Origin of the sequence: Leptospira stimsonii, assembly GCF_003545885.1 — a bacterium.
In the GTDB taxonomy this organism is placed as follows: domain Bacteria; phylum Spirochaetota; class Leptospiria; order Leptospirales; family Leptospiraceae; genus Leptospira; species Leptospira stimsonii.
In genome coordinates this window covers 23,872-42,115 of record NZ_QHCT01000015.1, presented here as the reverse complement: position 1 = coordinate 42,115, position 18,244 = coordinate 23,872, and the positions used below count along the sequence as shown (strand labels likewise).

Here is an 18,244-nt window from a genome sequence, read left to right as displayed (position 1 = left end):
TGTAGCGAAAAGCGCGGTCGCGAGCCTTCTTTTGAAAAAATTTTTGCGAGCGAATCGCCCGAAACTTCTTCTTACAAACCCACGGTTTTTATTTTTGTATCAATTTTACCGGGAGTTCCAACATCGTTTTGTCCCGGTAGATTCGGAGCTTGATCTTGCCCCCAAGTCCCACTATTCCAACCTGTTCGCGCAGATCATTAATATTTTTGATCGGAGCTCCGTTCGCCTCGAGAATAAAATCATAACGTTTGATTCCTCCGACTTCCGCCGAAGACTGCGGATCCATATCGTAAACCAAAACCCCCGTCCAGGAATCCGGAATTCCCAAAGCCGTTCTATGATCCGGAAGTGGCACAGTCGCCATCACTCCCAAGATCGCCGGTCGTATATGCCTTCCTTGATTGGCTTCGATCATTCGTATGATCTTGAGCGCGTAGTTGCTCGGAATCGCAAATCCGATTCCGGAGTTCCGTCCAGTCTCACTTCGGATCAGACGATTGATTCCGATGACTTCTCCGTAGATATTTAAGAGCGGACCTCCGCTACTCCCGGGATTGATCATGCTGTCGGTCTGGATATGCGTCTGACCCGTTTCGTCCAAATCTTCCCGATATTTTGCGGATACCACCCCGACGCTGAAAGAACGTTCGAGACCGAAAGGGGAACCGATCGCGATCGCCCAATCTCCGACTTCGATCTGATCCGAATCGCCAAAAACGATCGGGGTCAGTCCCGAACCTTCCCGGATTTTTAAGAGCGCGATATCCGCTCTCTCGTGACTTCCCACGTATTTTGCGGAATGGATTCCTCCGTTCGAAGTGATCACCTCGATACTTTCCGCGCCTTCGATGACGTGATAGTTGGTAACGATATATCCTTTCTCATGAACGAAAAATCCGCTCCCGAACGAAGCAAGTCTTTCGTTTCTAAAATCGAAGTAGTGATAAGGATTGGAAATCGATTCGCTCTTTTTGGTCCGAATCGAAACGACCGAATCCTTCACGAGATGATAGACGTTTCGAAACGAATTTTGAATTTCGATCGCGGACTTCTGTTCTCCGGGAGAGATCGGTCTTTTGCCGGAGAAAAGAGAAGACAGAGCGCAATCCTTCGGAAAAATCAGAATCAGAATGAGAACGGCAAGAAGAATTCCGTTTATAACGACGATCCTTGGAAGTGTTCGTAATAGTTCCATGTTAGGACCTAAATTCTCTCCTGGCGATTTTCAGAACAACCGGAATTCGAAATACCCATTGTATCTTATAAAAATCCTAATTCTTCTTTTCTGCGTCTTGAGTTTTCAAAACTGCGTGGGTTATCTCTGGCATTTGGGGACCGGACAACTCGATATTCTTCTCAAAAGAAGACCGATCGAAGAAGCTCTCAAAGATCCGAACACACAAGAAGAATTAAAACGAAAACTCCAAGAAGTCGAACGCTTTCGGGAATTCGGAATCGAAGAATTGGCCTTAGAACCAGCCGCTGGTTTTAAATCCTTCGTTCAACTCGAAAGAGAAGAATTAGGTTGGCACGTCGCGGCCTGTTATCCTCTCAAATTGGAATCTTATACTTGGTGGTTCCCAATCGCAGGAACCGTTCCTTACAAAGGTTATTTTAGTTTGGAAAAAGCCAGAGAGGAAGAAAAAGAACTCAAAGAAAAAGGTTTCGATACAAGAATTCGGATCACCGCAGGCTACTCCACCCTCGGCTGGTTCGAGGATCCGATCTTCTCCTCCCAGTTGGACGGTAAGCCTTACGAAGTGGCTTCTTTGGTGTTTCACGAGATGGCGCACGCGACCGTCTATTTTCCGGGAGACTCCGTCTTTAACGAGAGTTATGCGAGCTTCGTGGAAGAGGAAGGAACGTTTCGTTTTTTGGAATCCCTGGAAGGAAAGGAAGGCCCGATCAAAAAGGAAATTCTTCTTCATAAGGAAGAATCGCAGAAGTTCAAAAAACTTTTGGTAGAAACCGCGGGGAAACTCCAAACCATCTATACTTCTCAAGCGGATGACTCCGAAAAATTACAAACGAAGGAACGGATCCTCAACGAATTCAAGGACGTTCTTTTCGCTTTAAAAGAAGATTACAAAACGTTCTCTATGGAAAAACTCTCAAAGAAGAATTGGAACAACGAGGACTTCGTCGGTTATCTCCGTTACCATTCCGGTTCCGATTTTTTTCGGAAGGAATTTGCAAAGGCCGATTTTAACTTTTCCAAGTTTCACGAAAGGATGAAGTCCCTCGTCCATCTTTCCAACGAGGAAAGAAAGACGTATCTGCAAACTTCCTCCCAACCATAGCCGGATCGTTAGGATTCAAAGACTCACTTCGAAAATTCACGACGGAAATCGTACCTATTTTTTTTGAGAGGAGAAACTATATGAAAATCGACGATTTTAAAAAGATCCGTTGGAGTTTATTTTCCGGAAATCCGATCTTAAAGGGTCCGAAATTTTCCCCTCTGATCGCGGATCCATCCCTTCTCCTTTCATCCGAATCCCCGGACGGAAAATATTATCTTTTCTGCCATACACTTTTCGGAATCCACCGTTATGAATCGGGAGACGGAATCCATTGGGACAAAGGCCTGCTTCTTTTTCGACACGCAATGAGACCTTTCATATATAAGGAAAATGATATATTCTATTTATTGTATGAACGTTATACGGCATTTCAGATCGTTTTTTCCTGGTTTCCCTTCTGGAAATGGAATTCAAGAATCGAAATACGAACTTCAAACGACTTAAAAATCTGGTCGAAGCCAAAAACGATTCTTAGACCGGAATTCTCCTGGCATCGGAATCCACATTTTGGGAATTCGGTCGGCAATCCTTGCCTGATCAAAATCGAAGATCGATATCGACTCTACTATAGCGGGTCCTTGAGTTGGATTCCGGATTGCGGTTTTTGTGAACCGACCCATATCGGAATCGCGGAAGCGGACGAAATCTTCGGTCCTTTTTGGAGTTTTCCGAATCCGATTCTTTCACCGGACCATTCCTTTCGAAACTTGGCAAGCGGCGCTTTAAAAGTTCTCAAAGTCGAAGACGGATTTATCGGTTTTGAAAACTGCATCTATCAGGACGCAAAAGGTAGTTCCGGATCTGCGATCTTTCTACTCTTTTCTTCCGATGGACTCGAATGGAATTTTCTTTCTCCAAAACCGATTCTTGCACCTTCGACTGGTTGGATGCGAAGTCACGTCTATGCCTTGGATGTTAAATTCGATCCCGGATCTAACCGATGGCTTCTTTATTTCAACGCAAGAAACGACTGGCATTGGACCAAAGGTGAGGAAAGAATCGGTTTGATGTATGGAGATCTCTGAATCTCATTCTTCCAGTATAAAACTGTTCGTATACAGACGATAACCGTTCCAGACACGATCTAAGGGATAAGCTTCCTTGATCGCATCCAAGGATTCCTGAAAACGAATATAAAGAGGAACTCTCGTGCGACTTCTCTTTGTTAGGCGCTTTAAAAAATCGATATGGGCCGTATCCGTTTGATCTCCGATAAACACAACGCCCGGACCGATAAAGCCCTGAGCGAGCCAATAAAAGGTATCCCGATAGTTTACGATATCATACCGTTCTTCATCCAGATAAGAAGAAGTAAAAATCCAATTTCCTTTTCTCTGAGGGCCCAAGGAATCCGAAACATTCTTGCCTCCGATCGCGAGACTCACTTGATTTACGATTTCCAGAGGATATTGAAGAACATACAGACGGCTTTTCGGATCGGAACCGAGGTCCCCGGAACCTACTTCCAAGGATTGCAGTTCTTTGAGAGTTTTTTGCCAACTCTCTTCGGATTTCGTATTCGCTAAAAATTGAATCTGATAATCGGGATTGAATTCTTCCTTGGTGGAAAAGATCGGATTTGCAATCAAAGATTCCGGATCGTTCACGAGATAAAAACGATCTTCGGTTCTAGGGACCAAAGGAACTCGAAAATGATAGGAACTCAGATAAAGATAGGTGAGTTTGTTCTTTGAAAGTTTGATTCCCTTTCGGTATTCGTTTTCCAATTCCTCTCGAAGTAAAACCTCGTAGCCGCCCCGGGATGCCTCTTCGAGATATTGAAACAAAGCCGCTCTAAATTTGCGGTTGTCTTTGATCGCGAGATCTCCCTTTGATTTTCCTTTCGTAAAACGGATGTAAAACGATTCCAAACCAAGATCCATCACGGATAGAAATTCCTGATCCTTCGGAAGTTTCTCTTTCAGTTTTTCGGAAACGGATGCAAAGACGGGCATATCTTTGTAATCGGAGTTTCGGTTTAAGATCAGTGATCGATTGAGCGAAACCAAATCCTTCGCCAATGCGAGATCGAAAAACACTTCTGAATTGTTCTTCTGAAAGGACAACTTCTGCAAGAACGTAATCAGATCCAATAGTTCGATTCTTTCCTTCGAGTGAAACGGTTTTCCTTTTTTGGAGCGAACGATTGTATTTAAGAATTCTACAAATTCCCCAGGAGTTTTGGAAACGGCCTTGTCGTAGAGGGACAACCATTCTCCACCTTCGGCCTCCGAGCTTGCGGAAGGTTTTAAATTCTTATGTAAGTTTAACTTTGCTAAAAAGACATTCTTTTCTTTGAATATAACTTTGAAATCGTCTCCGATCTTGTATTTCGAACCGATCGTTTCGATCCATTCCTTACTTTTAACGAGTTCTCCTCTGGATAAAAGCGCCTGAGAATAACCCAATATCATCCGAAGCGCTCTTGATCTTGCCCCCACACCCCATTCGTATTCAACGAGCGAATTGGCCAGTAGATCGACTTCCTCATTTTCTTGGAACGGGACCACGTATAGAATCAGATGATAGAGGAGACTTCTTTCCTCAACATCCAAGGATTCAAAAAGTTTGGAGGAATTTCCATGGACTTCCGAATACAAGGAATAAGGCGAAAACCAGGCTCCGGTCATTTCGCGTTTCCAATTTTGGAACAATCTTTCCCGAAACCTTCCCGTGTCCTCTTCCGCTTCTTTCTTTTTCAATACCTCGAAAGCCGCGTCCCAATTTCCGGAAAGAATCAAATACAAGGTTTCCTTTCTAAAAATCTGATTTTTAGAAAGATTGGCTCCTTGTAAAAAATATTTCTGAGCCAACAATCCTTGTTGGATTTCCTCGACCTCTTTTCTTTCCTCGGAATCGTATGCCAACTCAATCGCATTTTTATAAGCGAAATCCCCCGTTTCGAGCTCGTATTGATTTCTGGAAAGTTTTAGAATTTGTTTATAATACAGATACGGATCGTAAAACGGGGCGATCCATTTCGGCGATACTCGAAGCGAGGAAGATTGCACCGGGATCCCGGTCGCAAGAGAATACAACGCTTTTAAAATATTCTTTTTTCCTAAATCTTCCACATCCTCGAACGAATATGAATCGCAATCTTTCGGGTTTCGATCCAAATAACAGGTGAGTAAGGCGGAAAAAAGAATCGTGTTCTTTTCTTCTCGGTTTTTTAAAACCTCCGAGTAGATTTCCTTGATAGAATTGTTCGGAGAAAGTTTCCATTTGAGTCTTAGAAGATCCAATTCCCCGGAAACGAGCAGACTTGTGTCCTTTCTAACGGAACGAAACGAATATGCGTGCGAATAAGCATCACGAATCCGATCCTTTCTCTCGTGTTCCCTCGCCGATTCGTAGGATTTGTTTCCGATCCGATTTTCTTCCTTGATCCTCAATAGACTCGATCCTAAAAAGAAAGTTCCGGAAAGAGGTTTTAAGAATACTGTCTCGGGTGGACTTTTCGCGCAGGTTTCTTTCAATAAACAGAAAACTACACTTCGAATTCCGGAAGCATTCAAGAGTTCGTAGATTTCGCCTAACTTACCGATTTCGGCAAACGAATCGTCGTAAAACAAAGCCGAAGAGATTTCGTTTCGATTGTGAAAAAGATCCTTGAGAGGCAATTCCTTCTCGGACAAACTTTCACCGAACGAGTTGTCTCCTTGAATCTTCGGAAATCGAGAGACAATCAAATCCGTATCCAATAGACGGGAAAGAATTCTCCCTGGCTCCGTTTTTTGCACGGTCAACGTAGAATCATTGTTAGGCGCTCCTTCCAGAAGCGCTACGGATCGAAGAGGTCGAAGATCTTTTTCTTGAAGTGTTCGAAGGTGAGAGGTCCTAAAAACCAATGAATGATTTACCGGAAGAAATTCCTTCACAGATTGAAAATCGATTCCTCCATCCAGTTGAACGAACCAAAGTTTTTGGCTCGCAAAGGAAATTTTTCCTGAATTTGCGATTTGCTTTAGAATCTCCTCCGGTCTTCCGGTCGAATTCAAATATTCTTCCGTCGTAGAACTTGCCCAATAGATTCTTACCTTAGAATCGTATGATTCCATTCTTAGATAACCTTCTCCGCTAGAAAGAAGTCCGATCGCGGAAGGTTCCTCGGCAAAAATTCCCAAGTAGCCTTCCAAATTGGAATTTTTCGACTTCATATCAGAAAGGATTTTTTCGAGATCCTTCGAGAAACTTTGATAATCCTTTTGAACGGAATCGGACTTTTCCTTTTTTTCCAAGGCGCTCTGGATCGCGCCATAGGCAAGTTTTTGTTTTTTAAGAAGATTCTGGAGCTGATTTACGTCAGCCGTGAATTCGGGGTCATCCGACTCGTGAGGAAGCCTCACAAACTGTCTATAAAGGTTGATCCTTTTCAGCCGATCAAGACTTTTGAATCCATCCGATAACTTTCCGGACTCAAAATGAATCTCGGATTGTATTTTAAAAAGTTTGCGTATTACAAAAAGTTTAAGCTCCCCTATGAGATGCGGATGAGATAACAACAGTGAGGATGCCTTGTCGATCTTCTCCTTCGCCTTTGTATAACTCTTCTCGTTTCTGAATATTTCCGCCTGAGCGACGAGGCATTCTATCCATTCCTGAATATAATAAAATTCGTTCGCGGATTCCGCGGCGAGATCCAAAAGTGTTTTCGCCTTTTCATCATCTCCGAGTCTCACGTAAAGTGCCGCGCGACTCAAAGAATGAAATATCCTTTCCCGTCTCGAGTAGGGATCGGCAGGTAGTCCTATGATTTCCTTCGGAACCTGGGAAGGGTTTTCTAAAAGGCCGGCCGCCAATCCGAACATTTCAAAGCCGGTGCGCGTATCGGAAAGACGAAAGTATTGCTCTCCTAAATAATAATATACTAATGCAAGGGTCGGGTCATGATCCGGATTCGCTCCATAGAAACGGAGCAGACATTTCTTTCGTTCCGAATGGATAATTTCTTCGATCAATCGAGTATCACCCAAACATTGATCCACGAAACTCCACTTGGCTCCGATCAACCTTTCCAGGGCGGTGTTTAAGGTTTCCGCCTCGAGTTTGGGATCTTCCTTTGAATTCTCCAAATGTGCAAAAAAAGAATAGAGCCCTCTTCGAAACGAACTCCTCGCCTTGGATATGAACCCTTGATCGGTTTCGAATTTTTCGGCGTCTTCATAGAGAGCCGTCGCAGTTTTGAATTCTTCCCGTTTGAAATGAAGATATCCCAAATCGTTAAACGAATTGGATCGAATGAGAGCCCCTGCTAGAGTGGAACCGAGTCCTTTGGCTTTTACGTAGGAAAGACGAGCGTTGATTTCTTGGATCGCTTTTTCGATCTCGTAGGATTGTATGAGATTGTTGACTCGAATTCCGCTCGTCATCAGAGGCTGAAACTTAGGCGAAATGGCCTCAGGAAACCTACCTTCCCCGGAAATTCTGACTCCGTCGGGAACCGCGACGTCCCAGACAAAATCCCAGAAGTAATCCCAAAACGTAATTTTGACTCCTTTCGGAATCCAATCCGCTCCTCCCCTGCCGGAAGAAATTTTCTCCGCCTCTTGTAGATGCGATTCGGATAGTTTAAATTTTCCTAATTTTTGATAACAGAGCGCAAGACCGTTGTGAAGATTGACCGGATCGATCCAACCCTTGTCTCCGTTGAGAGAAAGTGCATCCTTGTAAAACAAAACCGCATTGGAAAATTCTCCGGACTCCATATAAGAAAGACCGGTTAACGTAAAAAGAAGCGCTAGTTTGAATTTATACTGTTGTAATTTTTCAGGACTATCCTTTCCGTTAAGCGTTTTCTTGGATTCGTTTTCAAAATAAAGACTCGCGGCCGATTTAAGTTTTCCAACGGCAGACTTATAATCCGCCACATAGATTGACGACCTCGCGGAATTAAAAAGGAACATCGCCTTCTGGCGGTAATTCTCGAATTGAGTTTTGGAAAGGATGTAACTGGAAAGAGAATCAACTTTCGAATATTGTTCGTTGGCTCTAGGATAATTTTTTAATAGGAAATAGTTGTTTCCGAGATTTAATCTTAGATCGGAAAGCGCTTTTTTGTTTTCGAAATTCTCACCTAACAGTTCGAGAACCTGGCTATAGAGTTCGATGTTTTCTTCGAAATTTTTCTCGGGGAAATATTTTTTATAAACGCCGGAATACGTTTCCTCGTCCGTCGGCTGATCCTCTCCGGATTTTCTCCCTTTTAGAATATCTACGTATTGATACATCCAGCCCAAAAGTTGATACGCTTCGTAATATCGCGGATCCGCGAATATGATCCATCTCAATTCGTATTCGGCTTGTTTAAAGTCCCGAAGGATCTCTTCCTTTCTCGCGGAAGTCATCGAATTGGCGGCGTTGTAATATGTTTCGCGAATCACGCTCCGATTGACCAAGTAATAGGCGTAGCCGTAGAGAGTCGCCAGGTCCAAAACGGGACGCGATCTCGGGACGGCAATTTTATAATACTGATTGATATAGGAAAGTCCTTCTTCTGCGAGAGGATCGACACTCGTTATGTCGATGATGTCGATCTGTTTTAGAAGCGCCTTTTGTTTTTCTTCGCTTAAAAAACTCGCGAGTTTAAAGACGGAATCGACCATCATCCTTTGATAATATACCGCATATTCCTTATATAAGGTTTCCAAAAATAAGTTTCTACTTTTTACGAGGAACATGTTTTCCGTATTGTAGAAGTAATGAAACGCCGCGTCCTGAAGGTTGCCTCTTCGATCGTGATCTCTCGCCTTGTTCTCGAAGTAAATAAAGGATCGTTCGATTTCCTTTTCATCCAGATCCACTCCCAAAAGCGGATCGTACTTTTCCAAATAGATTCTCAATTCATCAAAGGATTTCTGCACTTCGCCAAGACCTTTAAAGTTATCCGATTTCAAAAGATGTCCTTTTAAAAAAAGCGGATCGTTTTCCGAAACGGAGGAAAGAAAAGAATTCATCAAAGAATTACTTTCTTCAAAGGATCCTTTCCCGTTCAAACCCAGCGCTTTGATATACAAAAAATACTGAAACAAACGTAGGGATTTTTTTTCCAACGAATTGGTTGTGATTCCGATTTCAGCGGCGCCGATCCTTTCGGAAAAATTCTTACCTTCCAAAACTTCCCGATCAATCTGGGCGTAGAGTAACTTTAAATCTTCTTTCCCTGCTTTCGAATCGTTAGCGATCGAGTAAAAGGAATCCGGAATCTTATAAGAATGTGCGGATGCGTTTTTAAACTGAAGATCTCCCGATTTTCTATAGATATCCCGGATACGATAGTATTCCGGAAAGTAGTTAATTTCATTATATATCCTTAAAGATGCTGTAAAATCTCCGATCTTCTGAGAAAGATCGCCTTCCTCTTCCAAAAGCGACGCTAAAATATCCTTACTTACGGACGGAACGGAACGAATCTGTTCATAATACTTTTTTAATTCTTGAATCGCCTGTCCGACGTTCGACCTACGCTCTTCCGCCAAAAACAAACCGTAGGCAAGTCCTTTCGAAGGATGAAGACGAGAAGCTACAATTTCCTTCTTTGTGTTTTCGGCGGAGTTCGTCCTTCCGGAATCCCGTGCTTCTTTGTATTTCAAAAGGAGCGCGCGAGAATGGATCAATGGAAAAATAGGATCTTCCGAAAAATAGAATTCGATCGCGTCGACGGCCAATAAAAATTCCTCAAAGCTCTGTTTGTCCCGATACTGAAGCGCAAGTTCGAATTGGGAAATGATATCCTTTTCCTTCGCAACGGACCCGGATGCGGGAATAAAATAGATATTTAGAGTATTATAATATGCGGCCGTAAAAAGAATCGAACCTCCGTTAAACGAAGAAAACTTGGAATCGAATAAGGAATCGTTTCCGGAAGTCAGCTGACGTACCGTTCCCGTTTTCAGATCTTTTCTAACGATTAGACTGTTATCCCTTTCGTCCAAACGTCCGTTTCCATTCGTATCGTTTCGAATCGAAGTATAATACAAATAACGTTGATCGGTGGAGAGAGAGGGTGAAAAATTCAAATAAGAATCCGAGGTGATCCGTTCCGTCTTACCGGAAGCCACGTCCAAAACGAATATATCTCCTGAGTTCGACGATTCATAGGAAAGATACACGATCTTTTTTCCATCAGAGGACCAAACCGGGGACGTTCCTCCGTTTTGAGTGAGCAGTTTCATCGGCTCCTTTTCTTCGGTATCCAGCACGATCAGATTCTGAACTCCCGGACTCAGGCGATCGGAGGAGAATACGACGTGTCGATTGTCCGGGGAAAAGGAAGGATCCGTATCCGTAAATCCGTCCTTTTTGCCGGGAACATCATAATTAGAATTCGTTAATACAATAAAATCCGAATTTAGAAATCTTTTACCTTGGAGAATTTTTTCCGCCCAATAGGACGGATCCATCTCGAGTAAAACGATATCACCGGAAGAATCATATTGTTCCGAGACGAAGACCAACTTTGTCCCGTCCGGACTGATCGCGGGTTTTAACTCGGGAGCCGGATGTTCCGTAACCGGAACCGTGATCGAACTTTTGAGATCTCGAAACCAAATATCGTAATTCCCTTTTTGACCCGTCGTATAGAAAAGATATCTTCCATCCGCTGTTGCGGAATTGTATAAGTTATTTCCTCTTTGCACCGTCAGAGGAAAAGGCTTCTCGTTTTCCGGAGTAAAATAATTTACCGCGATCGAAGAATAATTGAATTCAAGAGGTTTGATCTTCGCGCTCGATTTCAGCAACGCGCACTGATAGAAAAAAATAAAACCGAAAAGCCAGGAGAAACGAATCATCTCAATCTACTCCTTTCGCACCCATTTACCCGGAGACTTTTCGTAGTATTCCCCTTTTTCGACAAGACGATACCAGGTTTGTTCCAGATGAGAGCGGACGTCGGTCGAAGATTCTTTCGAATCCGTTTTGGTTTCCGCTCCTATCTTGACGGAAATCACCTTGTTCCTGTGTTCGTTCGCGAGTGCGACGATGGAATCGATTCTGGATTTGATTTCCTTTTTCGAAAGTTCGTTTTTGATGCCGGCTTCCGCCGCCGAAGGATTGATTCTGAGTTTGCCGTCCCTTCCTTCGGCGAGAAAACCTTCTTCTTTCCAGGTCTTAATTTCCGGAGCGAGATACGCAAGAGCCCTTAAGGACATTAGAATATTCTTATCTCCTTGAGAAAACGTGTCCCCGGAATAATCCTTCTTCCAGATTTCCGAACCCGCGGAAGAAGTCTTGATGGAAGAAATGAGCCATCCGTCCTTTTCAAGAATCCGATCCTCTCCGATCATCTGTTTCTCAGAGGAAGTTTGCGTTTGTGTAAACGTGATCAAAGGAGACTTGATGATACAATCCGAAAGTAAAAATCCTAAGAATAGAATACGAACGTGCGAACTAAAAATGAGTCGTTTCATGTTTTGAATTCTCCTATTGATACGTGTCGATCTCGGATCTGGCTCTTTTTAAGAAATTTGCCAGAGGCATTCTCTGTTGTGAAATCTGACTGTTTTCCAAATTGATGATCGTATTTAAAATAGAACGTTTGAATTGAATGACAGCGTAGACGAGCCCCTTGGAAAGTTCGACTTCGATCTTATCCACTGCGTAACTGTTGTAGATAAAATCCGTAAAAACATTAGAAGGAGTGAATATGTTTACCGCGCTTTTAGCAAAGTCCTGACCGATCTGAAAGACGCTAAAGAAAAGATTTATATTCGGGATCGGATCCGCGAGATTTCGACCGGAAACGTTCAGATCGGCCTTGATCTTTCCGTCGTCGATCTTGGATCTGCTTTTCGGAGGAAGAAGCTGTTTTAGATCGATGTCCTTGATCTGAACGACGGCGCTGAATTCCATCTTCTCCGGTTTTCCTTCGCCCACGTTCACGAGAATATCCTTTCCGGTTACAAGTCCGTCTAACGTTAGAATTTTCAAATATTCCAATTTGAGAAAATTTTCGGAATAGTCGATCCTTGCGGAAAGACCCGGTTGTCCCGCTTTCGGTTTAACATAGTCAAAAGGAAGTCCGCTGATGGAAGGATGAGTTCCTACGATCTGTCTGATCGTAAAATTCGGCGCCTGAATTCTTCCGTAGGTTTTGATAAACTTTTCTTTGTTCCCGTCTATAAGATTTGCGGTCGTTTTGAGCGCGAGATCGTGGATAAACGGAAATTCCGCATTCATTCCTTCCACCTGATAGAGTTTACAATCCTCGCCCGGACAAAATCCGTTCGCATAACCCAAGTTCGTATTTTTAGAAAGAAGTCTCCCGCTTGCAATGGAATTTTTCAGACGAAAGTCGATCGAAAACAAACCTTCAAAAGTAATCCCTTTGAAAAGATAGGCAGGTTTTTCCGATTTCATAACGAGACTTCCCTTGAGGTCCGGGATCAGATCGCCAAACACGCCTTCTGCGTTCTTCGTTGCTTTGTTTAGATTCCCGCTCGCTTCCATCTTAAACCTGGAATCGAACGCACTGAGAGTAAACTTCGGAAGTGTAATGGAAGAATCCTTTGCGATCTTTACATCCAAATCCAATTTCAAATCCGGAACTTGGATCCCGGGAAGATCAAAAAGAAGTTTTCCGGAAATCGTTTGAGCACCTTCGACAAGTGTATAATCCACGTTTCCATCGAGGTTGATCTGACTACCTAAGTTAGTTCGCACCGGAATCAGACTTTCTCTCAGCGAAAGTGGAAGTGTAGGTGTTAGGCGGTCGAGCGTCGTTTTCAATTGTAAGGAAGAAAGCGACATTCGAAATCCTTTTTCTAAGGAAAGGAATCCTTTTGCAAAAATCGATAGAGATTCCTTACCTTCCGCGCCCTTTGTGAAAAGAGAAAGTGAATCGAGCCTTACTACGCTCGGAACAAAGGGTTTTTCGAATCGAATCTGGGACTTGAGATCGAGGCCGATCGGAATCGGAGAGGATTTCCCTCTTCCCATCGGGAAACGAAAACCTCCGATCTGAACTCCTCCCAATACATTCAAAAATTCGAATGAACCACCGACCTTCAATTTTAACCCGAGAATCCCGTTGAGAGTTTTTACATAATCGGAAAGATTTAGATTTTGAACGGCAAGATCCAAGTCAACGTCCGTTCCTCGAAGAATACTTCCGGTCGCCGCGAGTCCGATTCCGTTGTAAGTGAGGGTCAATTCTTTCAATTCCAGATTTTCAAGAATCGGAAGCGGCTTCGAGGCGCTCGGAGATTCTTGTGTGAGAGGATGTAAGATAGAATCGGCGACCAAACGTAACGACGGGATCTTATGATTTTTCCCGGCAATCGAAACGAGAAGATCCTTTGCGGAAATATCTGCGGACACTTTCAAACGAGTGTCTTTTCCGGAGATCGTGATCGGAGCGAGACGCAATTCTCCATCCAACTGCATCTTTGGAATTCCGGGGATCGTGGATAAAAAATCGGAGAGAGGTTTCAAACGAATCGAAGACTTCTGAATTGCAAATTGAACGTTTCTTTCCTTAGAAGAAACTCCGGTGATCTCACCGGAACCTTGTAACCAAACGTCTTGATTCACCTTCCATTCTAAACTTTCGAGTTTGAGCTTGTCTTCTCTTTCAAGATAACCGAGTTGATAACGGAGCGCAAAACCGAAAGGAGCCAAGAGTTGATTTCGCACTCGGATCGGAATCGAATCGGAACCGATATCGGCTTTCGAAACAAGAAGACCGCCTGCGACGGAGTCGTCTCTTGTCAGTTCAAGGTTCATTCGAAACGGTTGATTGAGAGATTTAGAATTGTCTTCGAAATAGATCTGAACGGCTTTCTCAGGATTCAACTGAAAACGCAACGTATCGATCAATTGAAGAATTCTTAGATTCAAAGGGATTTTTCGAAAACGAACCGTATCCAATTCCAACCCAAGATTGAATCCCTCCAAACCCGCTCTGTAAGAGGAAAGACCCGATTCCGAAGTAACGTGAACAAAAAGATCTTTGAGTTCAAACCGAACATACGCGCTTACAGGAAGATACGTTGCGATCTCTTCGAGAGGAGTGGACGCTTTTTCCTTTTCCGGAACCTGATCCGAAGGAGGAAAGAGTTTGGAAAGATTCCATTCTCCTTTTTTTTGTCTCAGATCGACGTTCAATCCAACGAGTGCAATCCTTGAAAGTTTGGCCCGTCCCAAAAAGATCCAAGGAAGATTGTAGGAAAGATCGAGCTCATTTAAGGAGAATACGGGTTTGTTTTCAAAGGAAGAATCGGATCGAACGATCACATCTTCCATCGTGATCCCGTACAGAAGTGAGAACTTCGTGACAGTAAAACTCGCGGTTCCCTGAATCGAACCGGAAAGAGCCTTGTTTAAAACGTATTGCCCGGTGAACCGGTTGAATACAAGTTTGTAAATAAATAATATACTAAAGAGAATGTAATAGAGTCGTTTATGGCGTTGGAAATGACGTTTGAAAGTTTCCACGACTTCTGATTGGATCAGTATTCAAAAGATTCAAGAGCTTCTTCCAGAGTCTTATAGATTTCAAAGATGCTGGCAAGCTTAGTAATCTCCATTAAGTTCTCGATATCGGAATTGAGGTTTGTAAAAACCATTCTCCCTTTTAGGCCGTCGATGTGTTTGTAAATATTCAAAAACATACCAAGACCTGCTGAGTTGATAAAAGGAACTTTTTTCAAATCGATGATAAATTTCGGAACGTCACCTTTGGAAATGTATTCTTCTATTTTTTGTCCGAGCTCGAACTCATTCCCTGCTTTGATCGGCCCTTCAATCTTGATGATGTGGACGTCGTTTTTCGTGGTGACTTTAATTTTCATAACCCTGACTTGGATATTGGATGCAAGTATAATTTAATTTCCTAGCAATTTGTAAAGAGAATTTTTAAGCATAGCACTAAAAATCAGGGCAAAAACCCGATTTCGCAGACATACCGGCAAAGAAGTGAGCAAGAAGCTTCAAGCCGAAAGCCGGGGAATAATTCTGGACAAAAAGCCGACTCCTGCAATCCTTACGGGTACATCTTATGGCCGAAAGACCTCCTCTCCTTTCCGTTGTCATCCCGATCTACAACGAAGAAAAAACCATTCCCGAACTCACGAGAAGACTTTTTATTCTCCAAGACCTTTTGATTCGAAATCGATCCTTTAAAAAAGACGATTTGGAAGTTCTCTTTGTCAACGATGGATCCAGAGACGATAGTTTCGGCGTCCTTAAAAAATTCTGCGCTCAGACAAACGGCTTTTATCTCGTGAACCTCTCTCGTAACTACGGTCATCAAACGGCGATTACAGCAGGCATCGATACCGCAAGAGGAGAAGCGGTCGTTGTGATGGACGGCGACTTGCAAGACCCTCCGGAGTTTGTGGACGATCTCTACGGGAAACTACTCGAAGGATACGATGTCGTTTATGCAAAGCGGAAAAAAAGACCGGGAGAATCCTGGTTCAAACTTTTGACCGCTCATGTATTTTACAGAATTCTAAAGAAGATCACGAGGTTCGATATTCCGATCGACACTGGCGATTTTAGAATCATGAGTCGCAGAGTCACGAACGTCCTCTGTTCCATGAGAGAACAACATCGTTATATCAGGGGACTCATTTCCTGGATCGGGTTCAAACAAACCGGACTCGAATACGAAAGAGAGGAACGGTTCGAGGGCGTCACAAAATTCTCCGTAGGAAAGATGCTCAAATTCGCGTTAGACGGAATCACTTCCTTTTCTTCGGCTCCTCTAAAATTATCCTCTTATCTCGGTTTTTTCACCGCGTTCGGCGGAGCGATCTACGCGTTATTCGTCATTTATCTACGGATTTTTACTTCCGAGACGATCACGGGATGGAGTTCGATGATGATCGTCGTACTTATCTTAGGCGGAACTCAGCTTCTCGCGCTTGGAATGATAGGGGAATACTTAAGTCGTGTTAACGACGAGTCCAAAAACAGACCCCTCTATGTGATCGAAGACGTGTATTCCTCCAAAAACGCAAAACAGACAAAGAAACGATAGAAAGTGGTGAACTCCCTTTCACGGAGACGAAGATGAAAAAAGACAAATTTTTGATCCCGGGTATTCTACTTTGTTTATTATCCCTGGGACTTGCGTTTTACATGGGTTATACGAACTGGGAAATTTTTATCCGGACTTGTAGCCTAAAGGATCTTCTGACTTGGGATGAAAACATCCGACTCAACGTCGTCCTCGATCAGTATCAGGATTTTAAGGAATTCCGTATTTGGAGGGCTTTTTTTCCCTTTCTGGAATCTCCGACCTGGCCACCTCTTCGGTCCCTTCTTTCGCTTTTGCTCCTTCTGACTCCCGGGGATATGCCGATCACTTGGAAGGATTCCTTTTTAGGACTCGTATTCTACGTTCTTTGTTTTCCGACGATCCTCTATGTCGTTTATCAAATCACCGGTTCGGCTTGGAAAGCGGGATTGGTTTCGATTCTTACTCTTGCGCTCACGCTTCATACGACGGAAGCACCTTCCTACAGCCTTTCTTCGATGCTGGAAACACAAGGGATGTTTTTTCTATTATGGACTTATTATACTCTTTATAAAATCTACAAACAGACGGAAGAAGATCCCTATCGAATAGAATTCGACAAAAACGAAAAAATAGAGTTGTCCGTAGTATTTTCACTTTTCGGATTATTTTTTACGAAATATCCGTACGGGCTTCTTTTGTTCATAGCGATCGTCGTCTACGAAGTTGTATCCAAACCGAAAGAATATTCTGAAATCGTAAAGTTTTCTTTTACAAAACGTTACAAAGGAATCCGAAGAATTTTTCTCATCCTCGTTGTCGCGCTCGTTCTTTCGCTTCCGATTTTGAGAGTGGTGACAAACCTAAACCTGGATCAGAGACAGTTCAAACTGATCATCTATTACTGTACGGTTCTCCTTTTTATAGACTTCAATCTTTTTCTCTACTTTCAAAAAGAAGAATGGAAAAAGATCGCTCCCTCTTCCATCAGAGTGATCTATCTCTACGCGATCGCTCCTTCCCTCGCGTGGATTTTCGCAAACCCCGATCGAGTGATGAGTCTCATCAACGCTCAGATGATCGTAAACGAATTCGTGAAGAGTTTCGTATTCGCTCTTTTTTCTTCTCCGACCACTACGATCCCGGTCAGTCACGTGTTTCAAGAACCTTGGATCTTTCGGATTTTCTTTTTCGGCGTGATCGCCCTGATCGTCTGGTTTTTCAATGGTAGAATCCGGGAAAAGAAAGGATCGATTCTTAACTCATTTTCGGAAACGTTTCGAGATCCCCTCGTCGCCGTTACGAGTATTCTTTTTTTGCAATATATCATCATAGACGCGACTACCGGGAATAAACAACTCAGACACGTATTTCCTCCTTTGCCCGCTCTGTTCACGATATTCTCTCTTTGGGTATTTCGTTTTATCGAAAGTCCGATTAAAAAAGAAAGAATCGCGGCGATCGCATTCGGCTTGATCGTATTTTTTTGGAGCGCGAGCCTTTACGTAAGAGAAGGCGGCCTTTTGACGAGAAGTTTCGAGAAGGTGCAATACTTCTGTTTAAAAGGATTTCAAACCGACCTCTTTCAACCTGCAAGGGATCTCACCGCAAAAATTTCTCCGGAAGGAAAATACATCGTCTTCAACGGGTTTCACGAAGAATTCAACTTCGATAAAAAAGGAAGATTACTCGCATCTGAAATCGATCTTTTGATGAGAATGAAAACGTTTGCAAAGGGAAAGTATCGCAACGACTCCAGACACAAGTGGAAAACTTGGGACGAATTCTCCTCCGCACTTGTGATCACTCCGAGTTGTGGACAAAAGGAAATGATGGATAAGTTCGCAATTCGAGCGGCCGCGGTCGGCAAAAACACGGTTCTAAAGAAGGAATACAAACATCCTTCCGGAAACTATTGTTTGCGAGAATACACGATTCAGTAAAATTCACAAGTTAGAAAGGGCACGAGAAAGAATTG

9 protein-coding genes are annotated in these 18,244 nt (G+C 43.2%); 4 read left to right on the top strand and 5 right to left on the bottom strand.

The features are described from left to right. Nucleotides 1-88 precede the first annotated feature (88 nt). On the bottom strand, nucleotides 89-1,195 hold the full coding sequence (locus DLM75_RS23420) for a S1C family serine protease (protein WP_118970934.1): 1,107 nt from the start codon (nucleotides 1,193-1,195) through the stop codon (nucleotides 89-91). Between DLM75_RS23420 and DLM75_RS23415 the strand changes: the two genes are divergently transcribed. Then, nucleotides 1,194-2,300 (top strand): aminopeptidase, encoded by a 1,107-nt coding sequence (locus DLM75_RS23415; protein ID WP_118970933.1) that lies wholly within the window; start codon nucleotides 1,194-1,196, stop codon nucleotides 2,298-2,300. The two genes, DLM75_RS23420 and DLM75_RS23415, sit on opposite strands and share 2 nt — an antisense overlap. Nucleotides 2,301-2,380: 80 nt before the next feature. After that, the gene (locus DLM75_RS23410) at nucleotides 2,381-3,328 is read left to right on the top strand and encodes a glycoside hydrolase family protein (protein ID WP_118970932.1); all 948 of its coding nucleotides are present in this window, start codon (nucleotides 2,381-2,383) and stop codon (nucleotides 3,326-3,328) included. Nucleotides 3,329-3,331: 3 nt separating this feature from the next. On the opposite strand, the gene DLM75_RS23405 is transcribed toward DLM75_RS23410, so the two are convergent. Genes DLM75_RS23405 through DLM75_RS23390 form a run of 4 tightly spaced genes read right to left on the bottom strand, consistent with a single transcriptional unit; the run spans nucleotide 3,332 to nucleotide 15,094 of the window. Further along, entirely contained in the window at nucleotides 3,332-11,095 is a 7,764-nt protein-coding gene (locus DLM75_RS23405; protein WP_118970931.1) for a PD40 domain-containing protein, read from the bottom strand. Nucleotides 11,096-11,101: 6 nt separating this feature from the next. Continuing rightward, complete coding sequence (locus DLM75_RS23400; protein ID WP_118970930.1) at nucleotides 11,102-11,713, bottom strand: DUF1318 domain-containing protein; 612 nt, start codon at nucleotides 11,711-11,713, stop codon at nucleotides 11,102-11,104. 13 nt (nucleotides 11,714-11,726) lie between these two features. Continuing rightward, entirely contained in the window at nucleotides 11,727-14,738 is a 3,012-nt protein-coding gene (locus DLM75_RS23395; RefSeq protein WP_118970929.1) for an LIC_11026 family protein, read from the bottom strand. 14 nt (nucleotides 14,739-14,752) lie between these two features. Next, nucleotides 14,753-15,094 carry an STAS domain-containing protein gene (locus DLM75_RS23390; protein ID WP_000695903.1) on the bottom strand — a complete coding sequence of 114 codons (342 nt, stop codon included), beginning with the start codon at nucleotides 15,092-15,094 and terminating at the stop codon, nucleotides 14,753-14,755. 206 nt (nucleotides 15,095-15,300) lie between these two features. Here DLM75_RS23390 and DLM75_RS23385 point away from each other — a divergent pair, with 206 nt between their 5' ends. Then, nucleotides 15,301-16,287, top strand: a complete 987-nt coding sequence (locus DLM75_RS23385; protein WP_118970928.1) for a glycosyltransferase family 2 protein — start codon at nucleotides 15,301-15,303, stop codon at nucleotides 16,285-16,287. A gap of 32 nt (nucleotides 16,288-16,319) precedes the next feature. After that, nucleotides 16,320-18,209: a hypothetical protein gene (locus tag DLM75_RS23380; protein WP_118970927.1), complete on the top strand. Its 1,890-nt coding sequence runs from the start codon at nucleotides 16,320-16,322 to the stop codon at nucleotides 18,207-18,209. Nucleotides 18,210-18,244: the final 35 nt, after the last annotated feature.

Bases quoted from the DNA above. Each gene is read 5' to 3' on its own strand.
- DLM75_RS23415 (WP_118970933.1), top strand. From the start codon at position 1,194: ATGTTAGGACCTAAATTCTCTCCTGGCGATTTTCAGAACAACCGGAAT.
- DLM75_RS23420 (WP_118970934.1), bottom strand. From the start codon at position 1,195: ATGGAACTATTACGAACACTTCCAAGGATCGTCGTTATAAACGGAATT.
- DLM75_RS23410 (WP_118970932.1), top strand. From the start codon at position 2,381: ATGAAAATCGACGATTTTAAAAAGATCCGTTGGAGTTTATTTTCCGGA.
- DLM75_RS23405 (WP_118970931.1), bottom strand. From the start codon at position 11,095: ATGATTCGTTTCTCCTGGCTTTTCGGTTTTATTTTTTTCTATCAGTGC.
- DLM75_RS23400 (WP_118970930.1), bottom strand. From the start codon at position 11,713: ATGAAACGACTCATTTTTAGTTCGCACGTTCGTATTCTATTCTTAGGA.
- DLM75_RS23390 (WP_000695903.1), bottom strand. From the start codon at position 15,094: ATGAAAATTAAAGTCACCACGAAAAACGACGTCCACATCATCAAGATT.
- DLM75_RS23385 (WP_118970928.1), top strand. From the start codon at position 15,301: ATGGCCGAAAGACCTCCTCTCCTTTCCGTTGTCATCCCGATCTACAAC.
- DLM75_RS23380 (WP_118970927.1), top strand. From the start codon at position 16,320: ATGAAAAAAGACAAATTTTTGATCCCGGGTATTCTACTTTGTTTATTA.